General features: G+C 68.5%; 17 protein-coding genes and 1 pseudogene. 4 read left to right on the top strand and 14 right to left on the bottom strand.

Annotated features, from left to right (window positions below):
- Positions 1–18: 18 nt before the first annotated feature.
- A complete protein-coding gene (locus ABD770_RS10850; RefSeq protein ID WP_344819575.1) occupies positions 19–1,788 on the bottom strand; it encodes an acetyl/propionyl/methylcrotonyl-CoA carboxylase subunit alpha in 1,770 nt (589 codons plus the stop codon).
- Positions 1,789–1,895: 107 nt separating this feature from the next.
- Positions 1,896–2,546, bottom strand: coding sequence for a Maf family protein (locus tag ABD770_RS10855; protein WP_344819576.1), 651 nt, complete (start codon positions 2,544–2,546; stop codon positions 1,896–1,898).
- 34 nt (positions 2,547–2,580) lie between these two features.
- Here ABD770_RS10855 and ABD770_RS10860 point away from each other — a divergent pair, with 34 nt between their 5' ends.
- The 4 genes from ABD770_RS10860 to ABD770_RS10875 are packed head-to-tail and all read left to right on the top strand — an operon-like array spanning position 2,581 to position 6,741.
- Positions 2,581–3,825: a class I SAM-dependent RNA methyltransferase gene (locus ABD770_RS10860; protein WP_344819577.1), complete on the top strand. Its 1,245-nt coding sequence runs from the start codon at positions 2,581–2,583 to the stop codon at positions 3,823–3,825.
- 30 nt (positions 3,826–3,855) lie between these two features.
- Complete coding sequence (locus ABD770_RS10865; RefSeq protein ID WP_344819578.1) at positions 3,856–4,518, top strand: response regulator; 663 nt, start codon at positions 3,856–3,858, stop codon at positions 4,516–4,518.
- Complete coding sequence (locus tag ABD770_RS10870) at positions 4,508–5,743, top strand: sensor histidine kinase (protein WP_344819579.1); 1,236 nt, start codon at positions 4,508–4,510, stop codon at positions 5,741–5,743. Before ABD770_RS10865 ends, ABD770_RS10870 begins: the two co-directional genes overlap by 11 nt.
- Positions 5,740–6,741 carry a hypothetical protein gene (locus tag ABD770_RS10875; RefSeq protein ID WP_344819580.1) on the top strand — a complete coding sequence of 334 codons (1,002 nt, stop codon included), beginning with the start codon at positions 5,740–5,742 and terminating at the stop codon, positions 6,739–6,741. The genes ABD770_RS10870 and ABD770_RS10875 overlap by 4 nt, the downstream gene beginning before the upstream one ends.
- Positions 6,742–6,984: 243 nt before the next feature.
- On the opposite strand, the gene ABD770_RS10880 is transcribed toward ABD770_RS10875, so the two are convergent.
- From ABD770_RS10880 to ABD770_RS10935, 12 genes and pseudogenes are all read right to left on the bottom strand, one after another.
- Complete coding sequence (locus ABD770_RS10880) at positions 6,985–7,203, bottom strand: acyl-CoA carboxylase subunit epsilon (protein ID WP_344819581.1); 219 nt, start codon at positions 7,201–7,203, stop codon at positions 6,985–6,987.
- A 13-nt stretch (positions 7,204–7,216) separates the two neighbouring features.
- Positions 7,217–8,806: an acyl-CoA carboxylase subunit beta gene (locus ABD770_RS10885; RefSeq protein ID WP_425562750.1), complete on the bottom strand. Its 1,590-nt coding sequence runs from the start codon at positions 8,804–8,806 to the stop codon at positions 7,217–7,219.
- A gap of 113 nt (positions 8,807–8,919) precedes the next feature.
- On the bottom strand, positions 8,920–9,762 hold the full coding sequence (locus tag ABD770_RS10890; protein WP_344819582.1) for a hypothetical protein: 843 nt from the start codon (positions 9,760–9,762) through the stop codon (positions 8,920–8,922).
- Positions 9,756–10,301: a hypothetical protein gene (locus tag ABD770_RS10895; protein WP_344819583.1), complete on the bottom strand. Its 546-nt coding sequence runs from the start codon at positions 10,299–10,301 to the stop codon at positions 9,756–9,758. The genes ABD770_RS10890 and ABD770_RS10895 overlap by 7 nt, the downstream gene beginning before the upstream one ends.
- Before the next feature lie 113 nt (positions 10,302–10,414).
- Positions 10,415–11,431 carry an SDR family NAD(P)-dependent oxidoreductase gene (locus ABD770_RS10900; RefSeq protein ID WP_344819584.1) on the bottom strand — a complete coding sequence of 339 codons (1,017 nt, stop codon included), beginning with the start codon at positions 11,429–11,431 and terminating at the stop codon, positions 10,415–10,417.
- On the bottom strand, positions 11,428–11,859 hold the full coding sequence (locus ABD770_RS10905; protein WP_344819585.1) for a PaaI family thioesterase: 432 nt from the start codon (positions 11,857–11,859) through the stop codon (positions 11,428–11,430). The genes ABD770_RS10900 and ABD770_RS10905 overlap by 4 nt, the downstream gene beginning before the upstream one ends.
- Positions 11,860–13,392, bottom strand: a complete 1,533-nt coding sequence (locus tag ABD770_RS10910; RefSeq protein ID WP_344819586.1) for a class I adenylate-forming enzyme family protein — start codon at positions 13,390–13,392, stop codon at positions 11,860–11,862.
- Between the two features lie 26 nt (positions 13,393–13,418).
- Positions 13,419–14,219 (bottom strand): ABC transporter ATP-binding protein, encoded by an 801-nt coding sequence (locus tag ABD770_RS10915; protein ID WP_344819587.1) that lies wholly within the window; start codon positions 14,217–14,219, stop codon positions 13,419–13,421.
- The gene (locus ABD770_RS10920) at positions 14,212–14,997 is read right to left on the bottom strand and encodes an ABC transporter ATP-binding protein (RefSeq protein ID WP_344819588.1); all 786 of its coding nucleotides are present in this window, start codon (positions 14,995–14,997) and stop codon (positions 14,212–14,214) included. Before ABD770_RS10920 ends, ABD770_RS10915 begins: the two co-directional genes overlap by 8 nt.
- A complete protein-coding gene (locus ABD770_RS10925) occupies positions 14,990–15,382 on the bottom strand; it encodes an ABC transporter permease subunit (RefSeq protein ID WP_425562751.1) in 393 nt (130 codons plus the stop codon). Before ABD770_RS10925 ends, ABD770_RS10920 begins: the two co-directional genes overlap by 8 nt.
- Positions 15,372–15,935, bottom strand: a pseudogene (locus ABD770_RS14955) (branched-chain amino acid ABC transporter permease); the annotation flags it as partial. The pseudogene ABD770_RS14955 and the gene ABD770_RS10925, both read right to left, overlap by 11 nt.
- The gene (locus ABD770_RS10935) at positions 15,932–16,873 is read right to left on the bottom strand and encodes a branched-chain amino acid ABC transporter permease (protein ID WP_344819591.1); all 942 of its coding nucleotides are present in this window, start codon (positions 16,871–16,873) and stop codon (positions 15,932–15,934) included. The pseudogene ABD770_RS14955 and the gene ABD770_RS10935, both read right to left, overlap by 4 nt.
- Between the last annotated feature and the right edge of the window lie 109 nt (positions 16,874–16,982).

Consider the following 16,982-nt stretch of genomic DNA (forward strand, 5'->3'; position numbering starts at 1 on the left):
CGATCCGGGACCGGGGCATCAGCTGATGGTCAGCAGCCGATGCCCCGAGGAGACCGTGGTGCCGGGGGCGGCGTCGATGTTGCCGACCCGGCCGTCCTTGTGCGCCTGCAGCGGCTGCTCCATCTTCATGGCCTCCAGCACGACCACCAGGTCGCCCTTGACGACCTGCTGGCCGTCTTCGACGGCGACCTTGACGACGGTGGCCTGCATCGGCGACTTCACGGCGTCCCCGGAGGCGCCCGCGTTCGCCGTGCTGGCGTGCGTGCGGCGCGACGGCGGCACGGCCGCCGGGCGACCGGCGGTTCCCGCGACCGGTGCGGTCACGTGGTCGGGGAGGCTGACCTCGAGTCGGCGGCCCGCCACCTCGACGACGACGGTGTGCCTGCCGGGGGCGGCCGCCGGGTCCTCCGCCTCGCCGTCCCAGGCCGGGATGTCGCCCGAGAACTCCGTCTCGATCCAGCGGGTGTAGACGCCGAACCGGCCGTCCTCCGCGGTGAAGGCGGGGTCGCGCACCACCCTGCGGTGGAAGGGGATCACGGTGGGCAGACCCGCGACCTCGAACTCGTCGAGTGCGCGGCGGGCGCGCTCGAGCGCCTCGGCGCGATCGCGCCCGGTGATGATGATCTTCGCCAGCAGCGAGTCGAAGGCACCGGAGACCGCATCCCCGGCGGTGACTCCGGAGTCCAGACGCACACCGGGACCGCCGAAGGTCTTGAACACCTTGACGGGACCGGGCTGCGGGAGGAAGCCGCGCCCCGGGTCCTCGCCGTTGATGCGGAACTCGAAGGAGTGGCCCTGCGGGGTCGGGTCGTCGTAGTCGATGGTGCCGCCCGCGGCGATGCGGAACTGCTCGCGCACCAGGTCGATGCCGGTGACCTCCTCGGAGACGGGATGCTCCACCTGCAGGCGGGTGTTCACCTCGAGGAAGGAGACCGTGCCATCGGCGCCGATGAGGAACTCGCAGGTTCCGGCTCCCACGTAGCCGACCTCCTTGAGGATGGCCTTGGACGCGGCGTACAGCTGCGCGTTCTGGTCGTCGGTCAGGAACGGCGCGGGGGCCTCCTCGACGAGCTTCTGATGCCGACGCTGCAGCGAGCAGTCGCGCGTGGAGATGACGACGACGTTGCCGGCGGCATCCGCCAGACACTGCGTCTCCACGTGCCGGGGCCTGTCGAGGTACTTCTCCACGAAGCACTCCCCGCGACCGAAGGCCGCGATGGCCTCCCGCGTGGCGGACTCGAACCTCTCGGCGACCTCGCCCAGCTCGCGGGCGACCTTCAGACCGCGGCCGCCGCCGCCGTAGGCGGCCTTGATCGCGATGGGCAGACCGACCTGCTCCGCGAAGGCGACGACCTCCTCGGCCGTCTCGACCGGTCCGGGCGTGCCGGGCGCCAGCGGTGCGCCGACCTTCTCGGCGACGCGGCGGGCGGTCACCTTGTCCCCGAGGGACTCGATGGCCTCGGGGGACGGCCCCACCCAGATCAGACCCGCCCCGATGACGGCTCGGGCGAAGTCGGCGTTCTCGGCGAGGAAACCGTACCCGGGGTGCACCGCATCCGCACCGGCGCGGCGGGCGATGGAGAGGATCTTGTCGATCTGCAGATACGTCTCCGCGCTCGTGGATCCGTCGAGGGAGTACGCCTCGTCGGCGAGCCGCGCGTGCATGGCATCGCGGTCCTGGTCGGCGTAGACGGCGACGGAGGAGATCCCGGAGTCGCGAGCGGCGCGGATGATGCGTACGGCGATCTCGCCGCGGTTTGCGATGAGGACCTTGGCGATGTCAGGCATGGATTTCAGCCTAGCGAGTGCAGAACCAAACTCTTTGACGACTCCCCACAAGATATCGGTGGAAGTGCAGTCGAAACCGCCTAACCGCCGTCCGTGTCATATCCCGGTCAATGCGGCTCCCCCCACAGATCCGTCCAGGTCACACCGAGCCGGCCGGCGAGCTCCCGCAGCGTCGACAGCGACATTCCCACGACCGTCGAGGGATCGCCCTCGACCCGCGTGATGAACGCACCGCCGAGACTGTCCACGGTGAACGCCCCGGCCACCAGCAGCGGCTCGCCGGTGGCCACGTAGGCGTCGATCTCGGCATCCGTCACGTCGGCGGCGAAGGTGACCGACGCCTCGGCCACGGCGTGCGCCTCGACGGGCGGGACGCCCGGTCGCACGCGGAGCACGGAATGCCCCGAGTACAGCACGCCGGTCGCGCCCCGCATCCGCGCCCAGCGCTCCGCCGCAGCCGTGGCGGTGTACGGCTTGCCGTACACCCGCCCGTCGAGGGCGAACATCGAATCACCGCCGATGACCAGTCCGTCGAAATCCGGATGCCGTGCGGCCAGCCCGCCGACGACGTCCGCCGCCTTGGCGCGCGCCAGCAGCAGCACCAGCTCGTCGGGCCGCAGCGGGCCGCCGCGCTCGGCGACGGCGGCCTCCGTCACGGCATCCTCGTCCACCTCGGAGGGCACCACGAGCGGCTCGATGCCCGCCTGACGCAGCAGCATGAGTCGGGCGGGGGAGGTGGATGCCAGGCAGACGCGCATGGGTCCACGCTATCCGGTGTGGGATCCTGGCAGGATGACCGCTTCCCCACACGTGCTCGACCTCGACATCACCGGAATCGCGCACGGCGGCACATTCATCGCCCGGCATGAGGGACGCGTGGTGTTCGTGCCCGATGCGATCCCCGGCGAGCGGGTGCGCGTGCGCATCACGGATGCCGCGGAAGGTGCCGATTCGCGCCGCTTCTGGCGTGCGGAGACCCTCGAGGTGCTGGAGGCGTCGCCGCATCGTCGCACGCACGTGTGGGCCGAGGCCGATGTGTCCAGGCCCCCCGAGGAGCGGGTCGGCGGTGCCGACCTCGGCCACATCGACCTCGCCGAGCAGCGGGCGCTCAAGCGCCTGGTGCTGCAGGAGGCGCTGGACAAGTTCGCCGGTGCGGGCATCGACGCGCCGGCGGTGGAGGCCGTGGACGACGGGGACGGCACCGGATGGCGGACCCGCGTCTCGCTGCACGTGGACGACGACGGGCGGATCGGGCCGTATGCGGCGCGCAGTCATCGGGTGATCGACGTCGCGACCCTGCCGCTGGCGCGCCCCGCCGTGGCGGCGGCCGCCGCCGCACTGCGGGATCAGAAGCCCGGCAGGGTCGATCTCGTCGAGCCGGGCGACGGTGCCGTGCGCGTGCTGCCCCGGCCGCAGGCACCGCAGCACGGCCGGCGGCGGGGGGTGCGTCGCAGTGCGGGACGCGGCGCGCCGGAGACGGTGTTCGAGCTCGCCGGCGGTCGACGCTTCGCCGTGGACGCGGCCGGGTTCTGGCAGGTGCATCCGCGCGCCGCGGACGTCCTGTCGGAGGCCGTGGGCACGGTGCTGCAGGGGCGGGTCGACCCCGACACGACGCATTTCGATCTCTACGGGGGCGTCGGACTGTTCGCCGCGGCGCTCGGCGCGCACGGGGCCACCGACATCATCACCGTCGAGTCGGATCGGCGCGCCACCGAGCACGCGACGGAGAACCTCGCGGATCTCGGCGTGCAGGCCGTCACGGCACGGGTGGACCGCTTCCTCGCGGGCCTTCCGGAGCGCACGAGAGCCGGTGTCGTCGTGATGGATCCGCCGCGGGCCGGCGCGGGCCGGTCCGTCGTCGAGGGCGTCCAGGCACTGGATCCCGAGCACATCGTGTACGTCGCCTGCGATCCCGTCGCCCTCTCCCGCGACCTCGGCACGCTCCGCGGTCTGGGATGGTCGGTGGACTCGCTGCGGGCCTTCGACCTGTTCCCGCACTCGCATCACTTCGAAGCCGTCGCGCTGCTGACTCGATGACCGCATCCGCGCACTGAGTAGGCTGGCGGCATGAGCACCATCGCCCTCATCGACGACCACGAGTCGGTGCGTCTGGGGCTGGAGGCCGCCTGCCTGCGCGAAGGAGCCCAGACGGTGGTGTTCTCCGGGGCCACCGTGCGCGAGTACCTGCTGTGGCGCGCGTCGTCCGGTTCGCGTCCCGCGGACGTCGTCGTGCTGGATCTCACGCTCGGGGACGGCACCACCGTGACCGAGAACGTCGCCACGCTCGTCGCCGACGGATCCAGCGTCGTGATCCACAGTGTCGCCGACCGTCCCGCCGCGGTGCGGGAGGCACTGGTGGCCGGGGCCGCCGGCGTGGTCAGCAAGTCGTCGTCCCTGGACGACGTGCTCGACGCGATCGGCACCGTCGCCCGCGGGGAGGCGCTGAACAACGTCGAATGGGCGAGCGCCGTGGAGGGGGACCGCGAGTTCGCGGATGCGCAGCTGTCCACAAGGGAGCGCGAGGTGCTGCGGCTGTACGCGACGGGGCTGCCGCTGAAGGCCGTGGCCGAGCGGCTGGGCGTCGCGTACTCGACGGCGAAGGAGAACGTCACCCGCATCCGGGTCAAGTACGTCGAGGTCGGTCGGCCGGCACCGACGAAGGTCGATCTGCTCCGCCGTGCGGTGGAGGACGGCATCGTCGCGCCGGAGGGGCTGACGGGTGCCCGCTGAGGCGCGCAGCATCCGAGAGGCCTGGAGCAGTCTGCCCACTCCCGGCGAGGTGGGAATCGGTCTGGAACGGTTCACCGGTCAGCGGATGGAGCGGATCCTCGCCATCGTGGGGGCCATCGGATCTGCCGCGTTGGGGGTGCAGGCGGTCCTCGGCGCGGTGACCACTCTGACGCGGCTGGACGGGCCGCACCTGGCGATGCTGATCATCGTGTTCGGACCGTTGCTGTGGATGATCGTGGCCTGCGCGAGCGGGCGATGGACGAAGCCCGCCTGCGCGGGATTCGCCATCTCCTACCTGGTCGCGCTGCTGCTGTGGCCGGCTGTCGTCGACCCGGTCGCGGGCGAGCCCTCGGAGCAGCCGTGGATCTTCTTCCTCGTGAACATCGGCGTGGTGGCGGCCATGCTGGCGTTCCCCCCTCGCGTGCAGTTCGCCTGGGCGTTCGGCCTGCCGCTCGTGTACGGCTGGGTGCGCCTGGCGCAGGGTGACTTCCTGCAGAGCTTCTGGATCACCACGGGGTTCGACGTGTCGTTCACCATCATCCTCGGCACGGTCATCGTTTCGCTGGCGTGGATCTTCCGACAGGTGGCGGCCGGGGTGGACGATGCCAGGGCGGAGGCGGTGGAGTCCTATGCGGCGGCCGCCGCGGCTTCCGCCTCGGAAGAGGAGCGCGTGGCGATGTCGGCCCTCATGCACGACAGTGTGCTGGCCGCGCTCATCGCGAGCGAGCGCGCATCCAGCGAGCGGGAGCGGACGCTCGCGGTCGCGATGGCGCGGGAGGCGCTGACCCGGCTCGCCAACACGGAGGCGTCGATCGCACAGGAGGGCAGCGACGAGCCGGTCCGTCGCTCCCGTGTGGTCACGGAACTGCGCCGGACCCTGTCCGAGCATGGTGCGGATGCCGTCGTCGAGGAGCGGGGGGTGCCGTCGCAGCTGCCGGGCCGAGTGGCGCGGGCGATGGTGCTGGCCGCGCGACAGGCCATCACCAACGCTCTCGTGCACGCCTCCGGGCGCGGCCTGCACGTCGTCGTGGAGACGACTGAGCGCGGCCGGATGACGCTGACCGTGCTGGATGCCGGACCGGGCTTCGACCTCGACGGGATCGGAGAGGACAGGCTGGGCATCCGTGCCTCGATCCTCGCCCGGATGGCCGCGATCGCCGGCACCTCCCGGATCGAGTCGGATGCGCAGGGCACCACGGTCGAGCTGAGCTGGGAGCCGTCATGAGACGCACGGTTCGCAGCATGACCACGGCACTGGGCGTCGGGTTCTCGCTGTACTTCGCCGCCCGTGCCATCTGGTGGATCGAGCAGCCGGCCGTGCCGCTGCTGATCATCGCGGCGATCGTGCTGTACCTCGCGGCGACGCTCACGGCTGTGCTCGCCTCGTCCGCGGACGGTGTGCGGATGCCGGCGGGGGCGGCCGTCCTGGTGCTCGTGGCGGGCATCGCGGTGCCGACGCTGGTGAGTCTGGCGCTGGTCCCGCAGATGCGCGGCGCGCCCTTCGCGACCTGGTACATCGGCGCCATCGGCGTGCTGGCGGTGGTGTGCATCGTGCGGCGGCGACTGCTGCTGGGCTGGATCGTGCTGGCGATCCTCGTCGTCTCGGCCTCGGCGTACATGGGCGTGGGCAGGGCGTTCACGCTCGGCCTGGTGGGATCGATCACCTGGGTGGTCGTGGCGCACCTGCTGATCATCTTCTGGGATCGGGCGGTGCGGGACACCGAGCGGCTGGCGGACGTGCAGCGCGCGGTGTCGGCGTGGAACGCCACGCAGCTGGTGCGCCAGCGGGAGCGACGGGTGCGCGCACAGCGTGCGCTGGCCATCGCGGGGCCCGTGCTCTCCCGGGTGGTGGCCGCAAGCGGCGTGCTGACGGAGCAGGAGCGGCTGGACGCCCGGCTGGCGGAGGGGACCATGCGCGATGAACTGCGCGGCGCCGTGCTTCTCAACGATGCAGTGCGTCGCGCCATCGCCGATGCGCGGCGGCGCGGGGCTGTCGTCACCGTGTTCGACGAGGGCGGGCTCGAGGGCATGGAGCCGGCTCGCCTGTCGGAGATCCGTGATGAGCTGGCGACGGTGCTGGCCGGCGCCCGCTCGAATCGCGTGATCGTCCGCGCGGGGCGTGACGACCGGATCGCCGTCACCGTGGTCGGACGTGCGGCCGGCGGCGCGCATGACGACGACGCGGTAGACCTGTGGCATGAGATCCCGCGCGCGGCGCCCTGACCGCATCCGCAGGACGGACCACGGAGGAAGTGGGCGAGGGGCGGCGTATCCGCCTGCCCCTCGCCGGTGCGGAGCAGTTACCCGAAAACTGTCCGCTGGAGGGCGGTCCCGCGTCTGCCTACCCTGGAGCAGAGCAACCGCCTAACGCGAAGCGTCATGACCAGTCTGACGCGCTGTCGACGATCTGTCTGTAGGTATTTCGGGGGACAGATCCTGATGCGGCGGGTGCCGGTCGGGGACGCGTCAGCCGGAGAACCGACCCCAGGGGATGTCGCGGCGCAGGGGGGCGCGCAGGCCGCGCTGCGTGCGCTCCCACACGGAGACGTGCGGCGTCTCGGCGACGGCTTCGGCGCTCTCGCGCGCGTACGCATCGCTGACGACGGCCAGCAGCGCGGCGAGCTCCTCATCGGTCGGTGCGCCGCGCACGATCTCGATGCGCGGCGTCTCCTCGTGCTCGGTCATCGGGTCGCGCCGATCACAGCGGGATGTTCCCGTGCTTCTTGGGCGGCAGGTCCGCACGCTTGCCCTTGAGCGCTCGCAGGGCCTTCGCGATCGAGACGCGGGTGTTCGCCGGTTCGATGATCCCGTCGATCTCGCCGCGCTCGGCGGCGAGGAACGGCGAGGTGACGCTGTAGGTGTACTCGTTGGCGAGCCGGGTGCGCACGGCGGCGACGTCCTCGCCGTTCTCCTCGGCCTTCTTGATCTCCCCGCGGTACAGGATGTTGACGGCGCCCTGGCCGCCCATCACGGCGATCTCCGCGGTCGGCCAGGCGAGGTTCACGTCGGCGCCGAGCTGCTTGGAGCCCATCACGATGTAGGCGCCGCCGTAGGCCTTGCGCAGGATGACGGTCACCAGGGGCACGGTGGCCTCCGCGTAGGCGTAGATGAGCTTGGCGCCGCGGCGGATGACCCCCGTCCACTCCTGGTCGGTGCCGGGGAGGTAGCCGGGCACGTCGACGAGGGTGACGATCGGGATCGAGAAGGCGTCGCAGAAGCGCACGAAGCGGCTGGCCTTCTCACCGGCCTCGATGTTCAGGGTCCCCGCCATCTGGGAGGGCTGGTTGGCGATGATGCCCACCGAGCGCCCCTCGACGCGGCCGAAGCCGATGACGATGTTCGGAGCGAACAGCGGCTGCACCTCGAGGAAGTCGCCGGCGTCGACGATGTGCTCGATGACGGTGTGGATGTCGTAGGGCTGGTTGGGGGAGTCCGGGATGATCGTGTTCAGCTGCTGATCGGCATCCGTCGTCTCCCACTCGAAGTCGGAGGCGTACCCCGGAAGCTCCGCCATGTTGTTGTCGGGCAGGAAGCTGAGCAGGGTGCGCGCGTAGTCCAGCGCGTCGTCCTCGTCGGCCGCCAGGTAGTGCGCCACCCCGGAGCGCGTGTTGTGCGTGTAGGCACCGCCGAGCTCCTCCATGCCGACGTCCTCGCCGGTGACGGTCTTGATGACGTCGGGGCCGGTGACGAACATCTGACTGGTCTTGTCGACCATGATCACGAAATCGGTGAGGGCCGGGCCGTACACGGCGCCGCCGGCGGCCGGGCCCATGATGATGGAGATCTGCGGGATGACGCCGGAGGAGCGGGTGTTCATCGTGAAGATCTCGCCGTACTTGCTGAGCGCCAGCACGCCCTCCTGGATGCGCGCTCCGCCGGAGTCGAGGATGCCGATCACCGGCATCCCGCTGGTGAGGGCGAACTCCATGATCTTGATGATCTTGTCCCCGGAGACCTCGCCGAGGGACCCGCCGAAGGTGGTGAAGTCCTGCGAGTAGACGGCGACGGTGCGTCCGTTGATGGTGCCGATGCCCGTGACGACGGAGTCGCCGTACGGCCGGTTGCGGTCCATGCCGAACGCCGTGGTGCGGTGCCGCACGTACTCGTCGAACTCGACGAAGCTGCCGCTGTCGACGAGCAGCTCGATGCGCTCACGGGCTGTCATCTTGCCCTTGGCATGCTGCTTCTGCTGGGCGATCTTCTCCGGCTCGACGACGGCTTCGGCGAAGCGCGCGCGGAGATCCGCGATCTTCGCGGCGGTGGTCGAGAGGTCTGGCGTGTCCGTCACGGATTCCACCCTAGCGTCGGGCACAGCCGTCACGTTGGATGCCGCACACAACGGCTGGCGCGATCCTTTGGGGGATCACGCTGACCGGGACGGGTGCTCGTGGCGGCTCGGGATCAGCAGCCCGGAGCCGAGGGCGTCTCCGTGCACGTGTGGGCGACGAGGGCCGTGCGCGCCTCGTAGATGCGGATCTCCTGGGACATGCCGGGGATGGTGAGCGTGCCGGCGATGGGGAAGAACCCGGTGCCGAGATCGATCTCGGCGGTGTAGGCCGTGTCGACGTGCGCGGAGTAGGTGCCTCGCTCGGCGTAGGTGTGGCTCGTGTCCGTGGGGGTGAACTGCGCCAGGCCGAGGTCCTGCCAGCTCGCTCCGGCGCTCCCGGTGCGACGAGTGGACGAGTCGCCGTAGTGGAAGACGAAGGACGTCGGTGTGAACCGTGCGGTGATGGCGTAGCCGAACAGCGTGCCGGAGCGGGTGTGGTCGGCGGCATCGGCGATGAAGTTCGTGGCGAGCCCCGCGACGCCGAGGTTCTCGGGCTCGCCGGTGAGCGCGACGGGGGCCGGGGCGAAGCTGGCGAGGTCGGTGATGGTGAAGGTCGGAGTGGCGGGCTTCTCCGGGTCGTCGGGATCCGCATCGGGAGGAGTGAGGCGGATGCACTCATCGAGGCTCGTCCACTCCGCGCAGAGCCTGTTGAGCGCATGCGTCGGCGGCTCGGGCTTCGGTGCGAAGTCGACGTTGACAGCTGGAGAGTTGGTGCGGCGGCTATGTGTAGGGGCATGACCAAAGCGGTGGCGGGTACTGGAGACGTCAAGTCGCCGTCCTTGAGAATCGAGGTTCCATGAAGTTCCTCCGCCGCCGATCTCTTCGTCAAATGTGCCTGTTTCTGCAGGCCAACCACCCGCGGATGACAGCGAAGCGGTGAGCAGAAGAGTGATTCCGAGAGCGATTTTGTCTAGCAAGTGAACGTCTCGGGCTTGTGGTTGGACGAGATGCGTAGGCCCGTCGTTGTCATGCCTGGTACGAACGTGACCTTGAGTGCTCGACGAGTTGCCCGATCGGTTTGAAGGACGGATCCGCCGTCCTCATCAACAAGGTCGACTTCTGAAACGTCCAGACAGAGATTCGCCGTCACTTCGTCCTCCGTACGTGACAGCGGAGTGAATGTATCGAAGTCGGTGTTGCCTGACCGGCGGAGCTTTTCGGCGTGGTATGCGCTGAGGCTCTCCTTCTCGGCGCCTTGGGCTGTACCAGTGAGCCAGGCGTATACCGGCTCGAACGTCTCAGGGTCAGAGAGATCTGTGTCGTTAAGAGCTGCGATGTACCGTGAGTACGTCTCTTCCGCCGCGGCGAACGCCTCCTCATCCGTCGCGAACAGCGGGGTCTGCGTCGGCGCGGGAGCCGGCTGCGGTTCTGGGGTGCACGCGGCCAGCATCCCGAGCGCGAGCAGCCCGGCGGACAGCGCGCTGACGATGCGGAGCGGGGAGGTCGGGGGAGTCACCCGGTCACGGTAACCCGATCGGCACGGGGTGCGCAGAAGTTATCCACAGGAGCAGGGAGTGTCGCGCGGCGGCGATCCGGATGTCTCTGAGATCGTGATGCGCGCCGCCTTGCTCAGGCTGCTGTTGGACTCACGATGATCTTGCCGAAGACCTCGCGCGAATCGAGCAGCGTGAACGCCTCCTGCGCCTTCTCCAGTGGCAGGACGCGATCGATCATGGGGCGGAGCTTCTTCTGCCGCACGAGCTCGAGCAGTTCTTCCACGTCCTCGCGCGCCCATCCGTTGGATCCGAGGATGTTGAGCTCGAAGGTCCAGATGTAGCGGATGTCGGTCTTCGGATCGAACCCCGCAGTGGCACCGCATGTGAGCAGGCGTCCACCCTTGGTCAGAGTGCGCAGCGAGGGCGCCCAAGTGTCTCCACCGGTGAAGTTCACGATCACGTCGATACCGCCCCCGCCGAACATGCGAGGCTTGCCGTGTTTCGCGATGATGGCTTCCCGAAAGTCATGCTCCACGTAGTTGATCAGTTCATGCGCGCCGAGCTCCTCGAGCCGAGCGAGCTTCTCCGCCGTCGAGGCGGCGGCGATCACATGCGCGCCCTCCGCCGCGGCCAGCTGCACGCAGCAGGTCCCGACGCCGCCCGAGGCGCCGAGGACGAGGACCTTCTCGTCGCGAGCGACGCGTCCTCGACGCCGGATCATGCGATACGCGGTGCCGTATGCGGTGGGCAGCGCGGCCGCGTCCTCGAAGCTGATCGCGTCGTCCAAGGGCAGCAGAGTGTGCGCGCCGACCTCGCAGTACTCGGCGAGGCCGCCGTTCATCATCTCGCCGATGAGCTTGCCCGCAACGCGGTCGAAGGGGTCCACCAGGACGCGATCGCCGACGGTGAAGCCGGTGACGCCGGGGCCGACCTCGACGATCTCGCCGGCCATGTCGATCCCCGTGATGATCGGCATCGGAACCTTGATGCCCGGCATGCCGCGAAGGGTGAACAGATCATGGTAGTTCAGAGCGCAGGCCCGGACGGCGATCACGACGTTGCCCTCGCCGGCGACCGGATCCGGCCAGTCCGTGACGTACTCGAGTGCGCGTGGGCTGGGATCGTGGGCACGCAGCACGATGGCCTTCATGAGTTCTTCCCTTCCGATGAGGAGACGATGGCGAAGCATCCGCGGCCGACGGCGACGAGGCGCTGATCGTCGTCGAAGACGTCGACATCGGCGACGCCGATGGTCCTTCCGATCCGGCGGGCCGAGGCGGTGGCTGTGAGACGGGGACCGAACGCGGGGCGCAGGTAATCGACCCGCAGATCGATCGTCGGAACGCCGGCACCGCTGCCGGCGATGACGGCGAAATCGCCGGCGGTGTCGATGAGGGAGGCGATCGCGCCGCCGTGGAACTGGTTGCTCCCGCGTCCCCGCTCCAGGGCGGGAGCCATCGGCAGCTCCAGGGTCGTGGTCGCCGGGGATTCGCTGACCGCAGTGCAGCGGATGCCGAGGAAGGCGATGAACGGGGAATCATCGAGGAGCGCCTGGATCCTCTCGATCGAGAGAGCCATCTAATCGCTCTCCCAGGCGCGATCGCGCTCGAGCTGCTCGGCGCGGTCGATGAGCGTCGCGCGATCCACCTTGTTCGTCCCGGCGAAGGGCAGTTCCGGGACGAAGGCGATCCGTCGGGGGTGGAGGTGCGGCTGGGCGTTGTCGAGCACGAAGCGCTTGAGCTCTTCAGCGGTCGTCTCGGCGCCGACCTGCGGCACGATGAAGGCCACCGGCATCTGTCCGCGATCCTCGTCGTCGAGCGGGACGACGGAGGCCTGGTGGACGGCCGGATGCCTCTCGAGGATGCTCTCGACCTCGAGCGGGAAGATGTTCTCACCGCCGCATACGAACATGTCGTCCGAGCGGCCGTCGAAGAAGTAGAAGCCGTTCTCGTCTCGGCGCATCAGATCACCCGAGTGATACCAGCCGTCGGTGACCGATTCCGCGGTGCGCTCGGGGAGGTTCACGTACTCGCGCATGAGGGAGATGGAGCGCATCTCGAGCACCCCTCGATCGTTCTCCGCACTTCCGGAGAGGCGCACCTCGACGTCGGCGAGAGGGTATCCGAGTGAACCGAAGGGGCGCTCCAGCCCGTCCGGGTGCGGACCGAAGACCACGGGACCGGCTTCCGTGGTGCCGTAGGAGAGCGAGACGTTCGCCTGCGGGCAGGCCGAGGCCGTCTTCTTCAGGAGCTTGGACGACGTCGGTGCGGATCCGAGGACGAGATCGCGGATGCTCGACAGCGTGGCGCGCCCTTCATCCTTCTCGCGCAGCGCACGCGACCACATCGTGGGCACTGCACTGAGCTTCTCGATGCGGTACTCGTCCAGGGCGGCCGCATAGGCGCGGGCGTCGAAGCGGGGCTGCAGGTAGATCGTGTCTGCGGAGAGCAGCCCTCCGCTGACGCTGAAGATGCCGTTCATGTGGAACAGCGGCTGGGCGATGAGCTGTCGTTTCGGGGTGTCCTTCTTGATCTTGAGGAGACGCTCCAGAGCCCAGATCTGCCCGAGGTGGCTGAGTGAGACGCCTTTGGGTCGACCGGTGGAGCCGGATGTGTACAGCAGCTCGGCCTCGTCGTGGAGGGGGACCTCGACCGTGGCAGTGCCCTCGTGGCGCGGATGCCCGGCGAATCCTGCGGGGCCGTCATCGTCGAAGTTCACCGTGGGCACCGATGCTGCGGCTCGTGGAGCGCGATCCGCATCGGCGAAGATCAACTTCAGATCGGCGTCCTCGACGATGTGGTCGAATCCGTCCTGGGGGAGTTTCGTGCTGATCGGCACCACCGACATCCCCGCACGCATGATGCCGAAATAGGCTGCAAGATACTCGATGCGGTTCAACGACCAGATCCCGATGCGGTCGCCGCTGGAGAGCCCGAGATCGGCCAACAGCCCGATGACGCCGTCGGTGAGGGCCGCCAGTTCCCGGTAGGTGAACTCGTCTCCTGTGCTCAGATCGACGATCGCCAGAGCGTCGCTCAGCCTGTGGGCGATGGCGATGTCGCCCAGGTTGCGCAGCGTGGTCTCGGGTGCGGGGATGCGGGTCGTGCTCATACTCGGTGGGTTGTGGCCGATCTCGGTCACTTCTCCTCTCCCTCTCCGGTGCTCCGCGACGAGTCGTCGTTCCGATGCGTGGTGTTGGCCTCCTGGGGCCGCCCGCCGCCGGCGGAGCCGAGATAAGCGGCGACGATGTCCGGATCCGAGAGCAGCTCCGCTCCCGTTCCGGTCGCGCGATTGCGGCCCAGGTCGAAGACATATCCCCGATCCGAGATGTCCAGCGCACGACGTGCGTTCTGCTCGACCATGAGGATTGTCACGCCGCTGTCGCGGATCTGCTGCACCTGATGAAACAGGAGGTCGACATTCTGCGGAGAGAGGCCGGCTGTCGGCTCATCGAGGAGCAGGACACGGGGTTGCGCCATCAGTGCTCTGCCCATCGCCAGCATCTGCCGCTGGCCGCCCGAGAGGAGACCCGCGGGCTTGTTGCGCGCCTCGCGGAGCGCAGGGAAGAGCGCCTCCACCCGCGCCTTCCCCGCCAGGTATTCGTCCTTCTTCCTGCTGGGCACTCCGAGACGGAGATTCTCGTCGATCGAGAGGGACGGGAAGACGTTGGCCAGTTGCGGCGTGTAGCCGATGCCGGCCGCGGACATCTCGTAGGGGGCGATGGAGAGGGTGTCGTGTCCGTTGATCGTGATCGAACCGGACCGCACGGTGACCCAGCCCATGATCGACTTCAGGAGAGTGGACTTCCCCGCCCCGTTCGCTCCGACGATCGTGACGATCTCTCCCTCGTCGACATGGGCGGATATGCCGTGGAGGATGTCGATCTCGGGCTGGTACCCGGCGACGAGGTCGACGACCTCGATGACTCTGCTACTCATGGGTGCTACCGCCTAGATAGGCTTCGATGACGGCCGGGTCCTGTTGCACGGCCGAGGGGGATCCGGTGGCGATGACCTGTCCTCGCGCCATGACGACGATGGCGTCGGCCCGTGTCATGACCGTGTTCATATCGTGTTCGATGAACAGGAACGTGGTTCCCCGCTCGTCGCGCACTCGGTGCACCAGATCCATGATCTTCTCGCCGAGACTGGGGTTCACGCCGGCCAGCGGCTCATCGAGCAGGACCATCGTCGGTTCGGCCATCAGCAGGCGCGCGATCTCGAGCAGCTTGTGCTGTCCTCCGCTGAGCACGCCGCCGTACTCCGCTGCCTTCTCCGCCAGACCGACGGTCGAGAGCAGACTGGCGGCGCGCTCGCTGAGCATCTTCTCGTGCTGCTTCGTGCGTCGGCGGCTCAGCAGTGTGCCGCCGAGGGACTCTCCCGGATGGTCGACGCTGCCGAGCATCATGTTCTCCAGCACTGTCATGGCCGCCATGGTCCGCGGCAACTGGAACGTCCGCATCATGCCGGCACGGGCGACTTCGTGAGCCGGGCGGCCCTCGAGGTGCCGACCGTCGAAGACGACAGTGCCGGAGTCGGGGCGGATGGCTCCGGCGATGAGATTGAAAGTCGTGGTCTTGCCGGCGCCGTTGGGGCCGATGAGTGCGGTCACCGATCCTCTCTCGACCGAGAAGGATGCGTCCTCGACGGCGTGCACACCGCCGAAAGCTCGGGCGAGTCCGTCGACGACGAGGATCGGCTTGCGCGTGTCAGTCATCACGGAGCACCATCTCCCGTTTGTTGCCGAACAGACCTTGCGGGCGCAGCATGCCCGCAAGGATCAGGACGAGACCCACGATGATGATCCGCAGCGCCGCGACACGGTCGCTGCTGAGGGGGAGATCGACGAAGCGGGCGCCCTCGAGGACCACCCAGAGCACGACCGCGCCGTAGGCGAGGCCGTAGAAGCTGCCGAGACCGCAGAGCAGGAGCACCGCGGTGGCGTAGAAGATGATGTCGTGGTTGAAGGAGTTCGGATACACGACGCTGAGGTTCAACGCCATGAGCACACCCGCGATGCCGGCGAGGCCCCCCGGCGATCGCCATGGACTGCAGCTTGTAGGTGCGCGCGTTCTTGCCGAGCGCTTCGGCGGCGTTCTCATCCTCTCGCACCGCACGCAGGACACGTCCCCACGGCTGGTTCTTGAGCCAGTGCATGATTGTGGCGAGGATGAGGAACAGCAGCCACGCCAGGACGGCCAGCGGGGCTGCGTACAGGTCATGGAGACCGATGCTCGCGAGCATCTTGTTCACCATGATCGTCACATCCGTCCAGGCGCTGTCGTACCCGAAGATCCCGTCATTGCCGCCGGTGAGGTCGGTGAGGTTCTGCGCGACGATCACGATGATGCTGGCCGCGGCCAGGGTGACGATGGCGAAGTAATCGCTGGGGAGCCGGATCGCTGCGAGGCCCAGAGCCACGGCGAGGAGGACGGAGGCGGCGAGACCCGCGATGATCGCCGCCCACATCGGCCAGCCCAGATGCACGACGAAGAGGGCCGTTCCGTAGGCTCCCATGGCCATGCTCGCGGACTGCCCGAGGTTCAGCAGGCCGGTGAGCCCGATGTTGAGCTGCACGCCGAGTGCGAAGATGGCGTAGATCCCCGCGATGGTGAGTGTGCCCAGCCAGAAGTCCGGGGTGATGAGACCGCTCATGACAGCTTCGCCTTCCCGAGAAGACCGGTGGGGCGGACGATCAGCGTGAGGATGAGCACGCCGAATCCGACCGCGAGCTTCCAACTCGAGTCGAAGAACATCGTCGACCACTCTTGGACGAGGCCGATGACAAGACCACCGGCGATGGCGCCGAAGGCACTGCTGACGCCGCCGAGGATCGTTGCGGCGAACATCGCCAGCAGGAGCATGAATCCGAAGTTGGGTGTGATCGCACCGACGGAACCGGCGGTCAGAACTCCGGCGAGGCCGGCGGCCGCGCCTCCGATGATCCAGGTCGTCAGCATCCACCGTTTGGTGTTGATCCCCGTCGTCTCGGCCAGCATGTCGTTGTCGGCGATCGCGCGGAGCTCGCGGCCCGAGTGCGAGAACTTCAACCAGCAGGCGAGCGAGATGAGGATGATCAGCCCGATCACGAGGGACCAGAGTTGGATGTACCCGAGAGTCAGGCCTCCGGGCAGCGGCACCGAGCGGCTGACGTCGACATCGAGACGGCGGGGTTCAGCGCCGAAGACCACCTGAACCACCCCTCGGATGAGGAACGCCAGACCGATGCCGACGAGAAGCTTCTGCAGTACTCCTGCGCCGCGCTTGCGGAGCGGACGCCACACGGTGATCTCCATTGCGCCCGTGAGGGACGCGGTCACCACGATGGCGATGACCGCGGCGACGACCAGAGGGATCGAGGCTCCGGTCATCAGTGCGAGCGTGATGTATGCGGTGAGAGTGAGCAGATCTCCGTGGGCGAAGTTGACGACGCGCAGCACGGAGAAGATCAGTGCGAGACCGACCGCTCCCAGGGCGATCGCCACCCCGGAGGCGACCCCGTTGAGAGTCGTCTGAGCGACGCGGTGTCCGTCCGCCAGGATCACGAGTAGCACGATCGTCGCGGCGGCCGCCCCGAGAGTCCAGAGGGACATCTTGAGATGACGGTTCATACGAAGTCGAAGCTCCACTCGGATTTCAGTGTGCTGCACAGGACGGACTCCTCATCGAGCCTGGAGGAGGAGCCGGGCGAGAGGACGCGGG

The sequence above is a fragment of the Microbacterium soli genome, assembly GCF_039539005.1.
In the GTDB taxonomy this organism is placed as follows: domain Bacteria; phylum Actinomycetota; class Actinomycetes; order Actinomycetales; family Microbacteriaceae; genus Microbacterium; species Microbacterium soli.

Bases quoted from the DNA above. Each gene is read 5' to 3' on its own strand.
- ABD770_RS10850 (WP_344819575.1), bottom strand. From the start codon at position 1,788: ATGCCTGACATCGCCAAGGTCCTCATCGCAAACCGCGGCGAGATCGCC.
- ABD770_RS10855 (WP_344819576.1), bottom strand. From the start codon at position 2,546: ATGCGCGTCTGCCTGGCATCCACCTCCCCCGCCCGACTCATGCTGCTG.
- ABD770_RS10860 (WP_344819577.1), top strand. From the start codon at position 2,581: ATGACCGCTTCCCCACACGTGCTCGACCTCGACATCACCGGAATCGCG.
- ABD770_RS10865 (WP_344819578.1), top strand. From the start codon at position 3,856: ATGAGCACCATCGCCCTCATCGACGACCACGAGTCGGTGCGTCTGGGG.
- ABD770_RS10875 (WP_344819580.1), top strand. From the start codon at position 5,740: ATGAGACGCACGGTTCGCAGCATGACCACGGCACTGGGCGTCGGGTTC.
- ABD770_RS10880 (WP_344819581.1), bottom strand. From the start codon at position 7,203: ATGACCGAGCACGAGGAGACGCCGCGCATCGAGATCGTGCGCGGCGCA.
- ABD770_RS10900 (WP_344819584.1), bottom strand. From the start codon at position 11,431: ATGAAGGCCATCGTGCTGCGTGCCCACGATCCCAGCCCACGCGCACTC.
- ABD770_RS10905 (WP_344819585.1), bottom strand. From the start codon at position 11,859: ATGGCTCTCTCGATCGAGAGGATCCAGGCGCTCCTCGATGATTCCCCG.
- ABD770_RS10910 (WP_344819586.1), bottom strand. From the start codon at position 13,392: ATGAGCACGACCCGCATCCCCGCACCCGAGACCACGCTGCGCAACCTG.
- ABD770_RS10915 (WP_344819587.1), bottom strand. From the start codon at position 14,219: ATGAGTAGCAGAGTCATCGAGGTCGTCGACCTCGTCGCCGGGTACCAG.
- ABD770_RS10920 (WP_344819588.1), bottom strand. From the start codon at position 14,997: ATGACTGACACGCGCAAGCCGATCCTCGTCGTCGACGGACTCGCCCGA.
- ABD770_RS10925 (WP_425562751.1), bottom strand. From the start codon at position 15,382: ATGAGAACGCCGCCGAAGCGCTCGGCAAGAACGCGCGCACCTACAAGC.
- ABD770_RS10935 (WP_344819591.1), bottom strand. From the start codon at position 16,873: ATGTCCCTCTGGACTCTCGGGGCGGCCGCCGCGACGATCGTGCTACTC.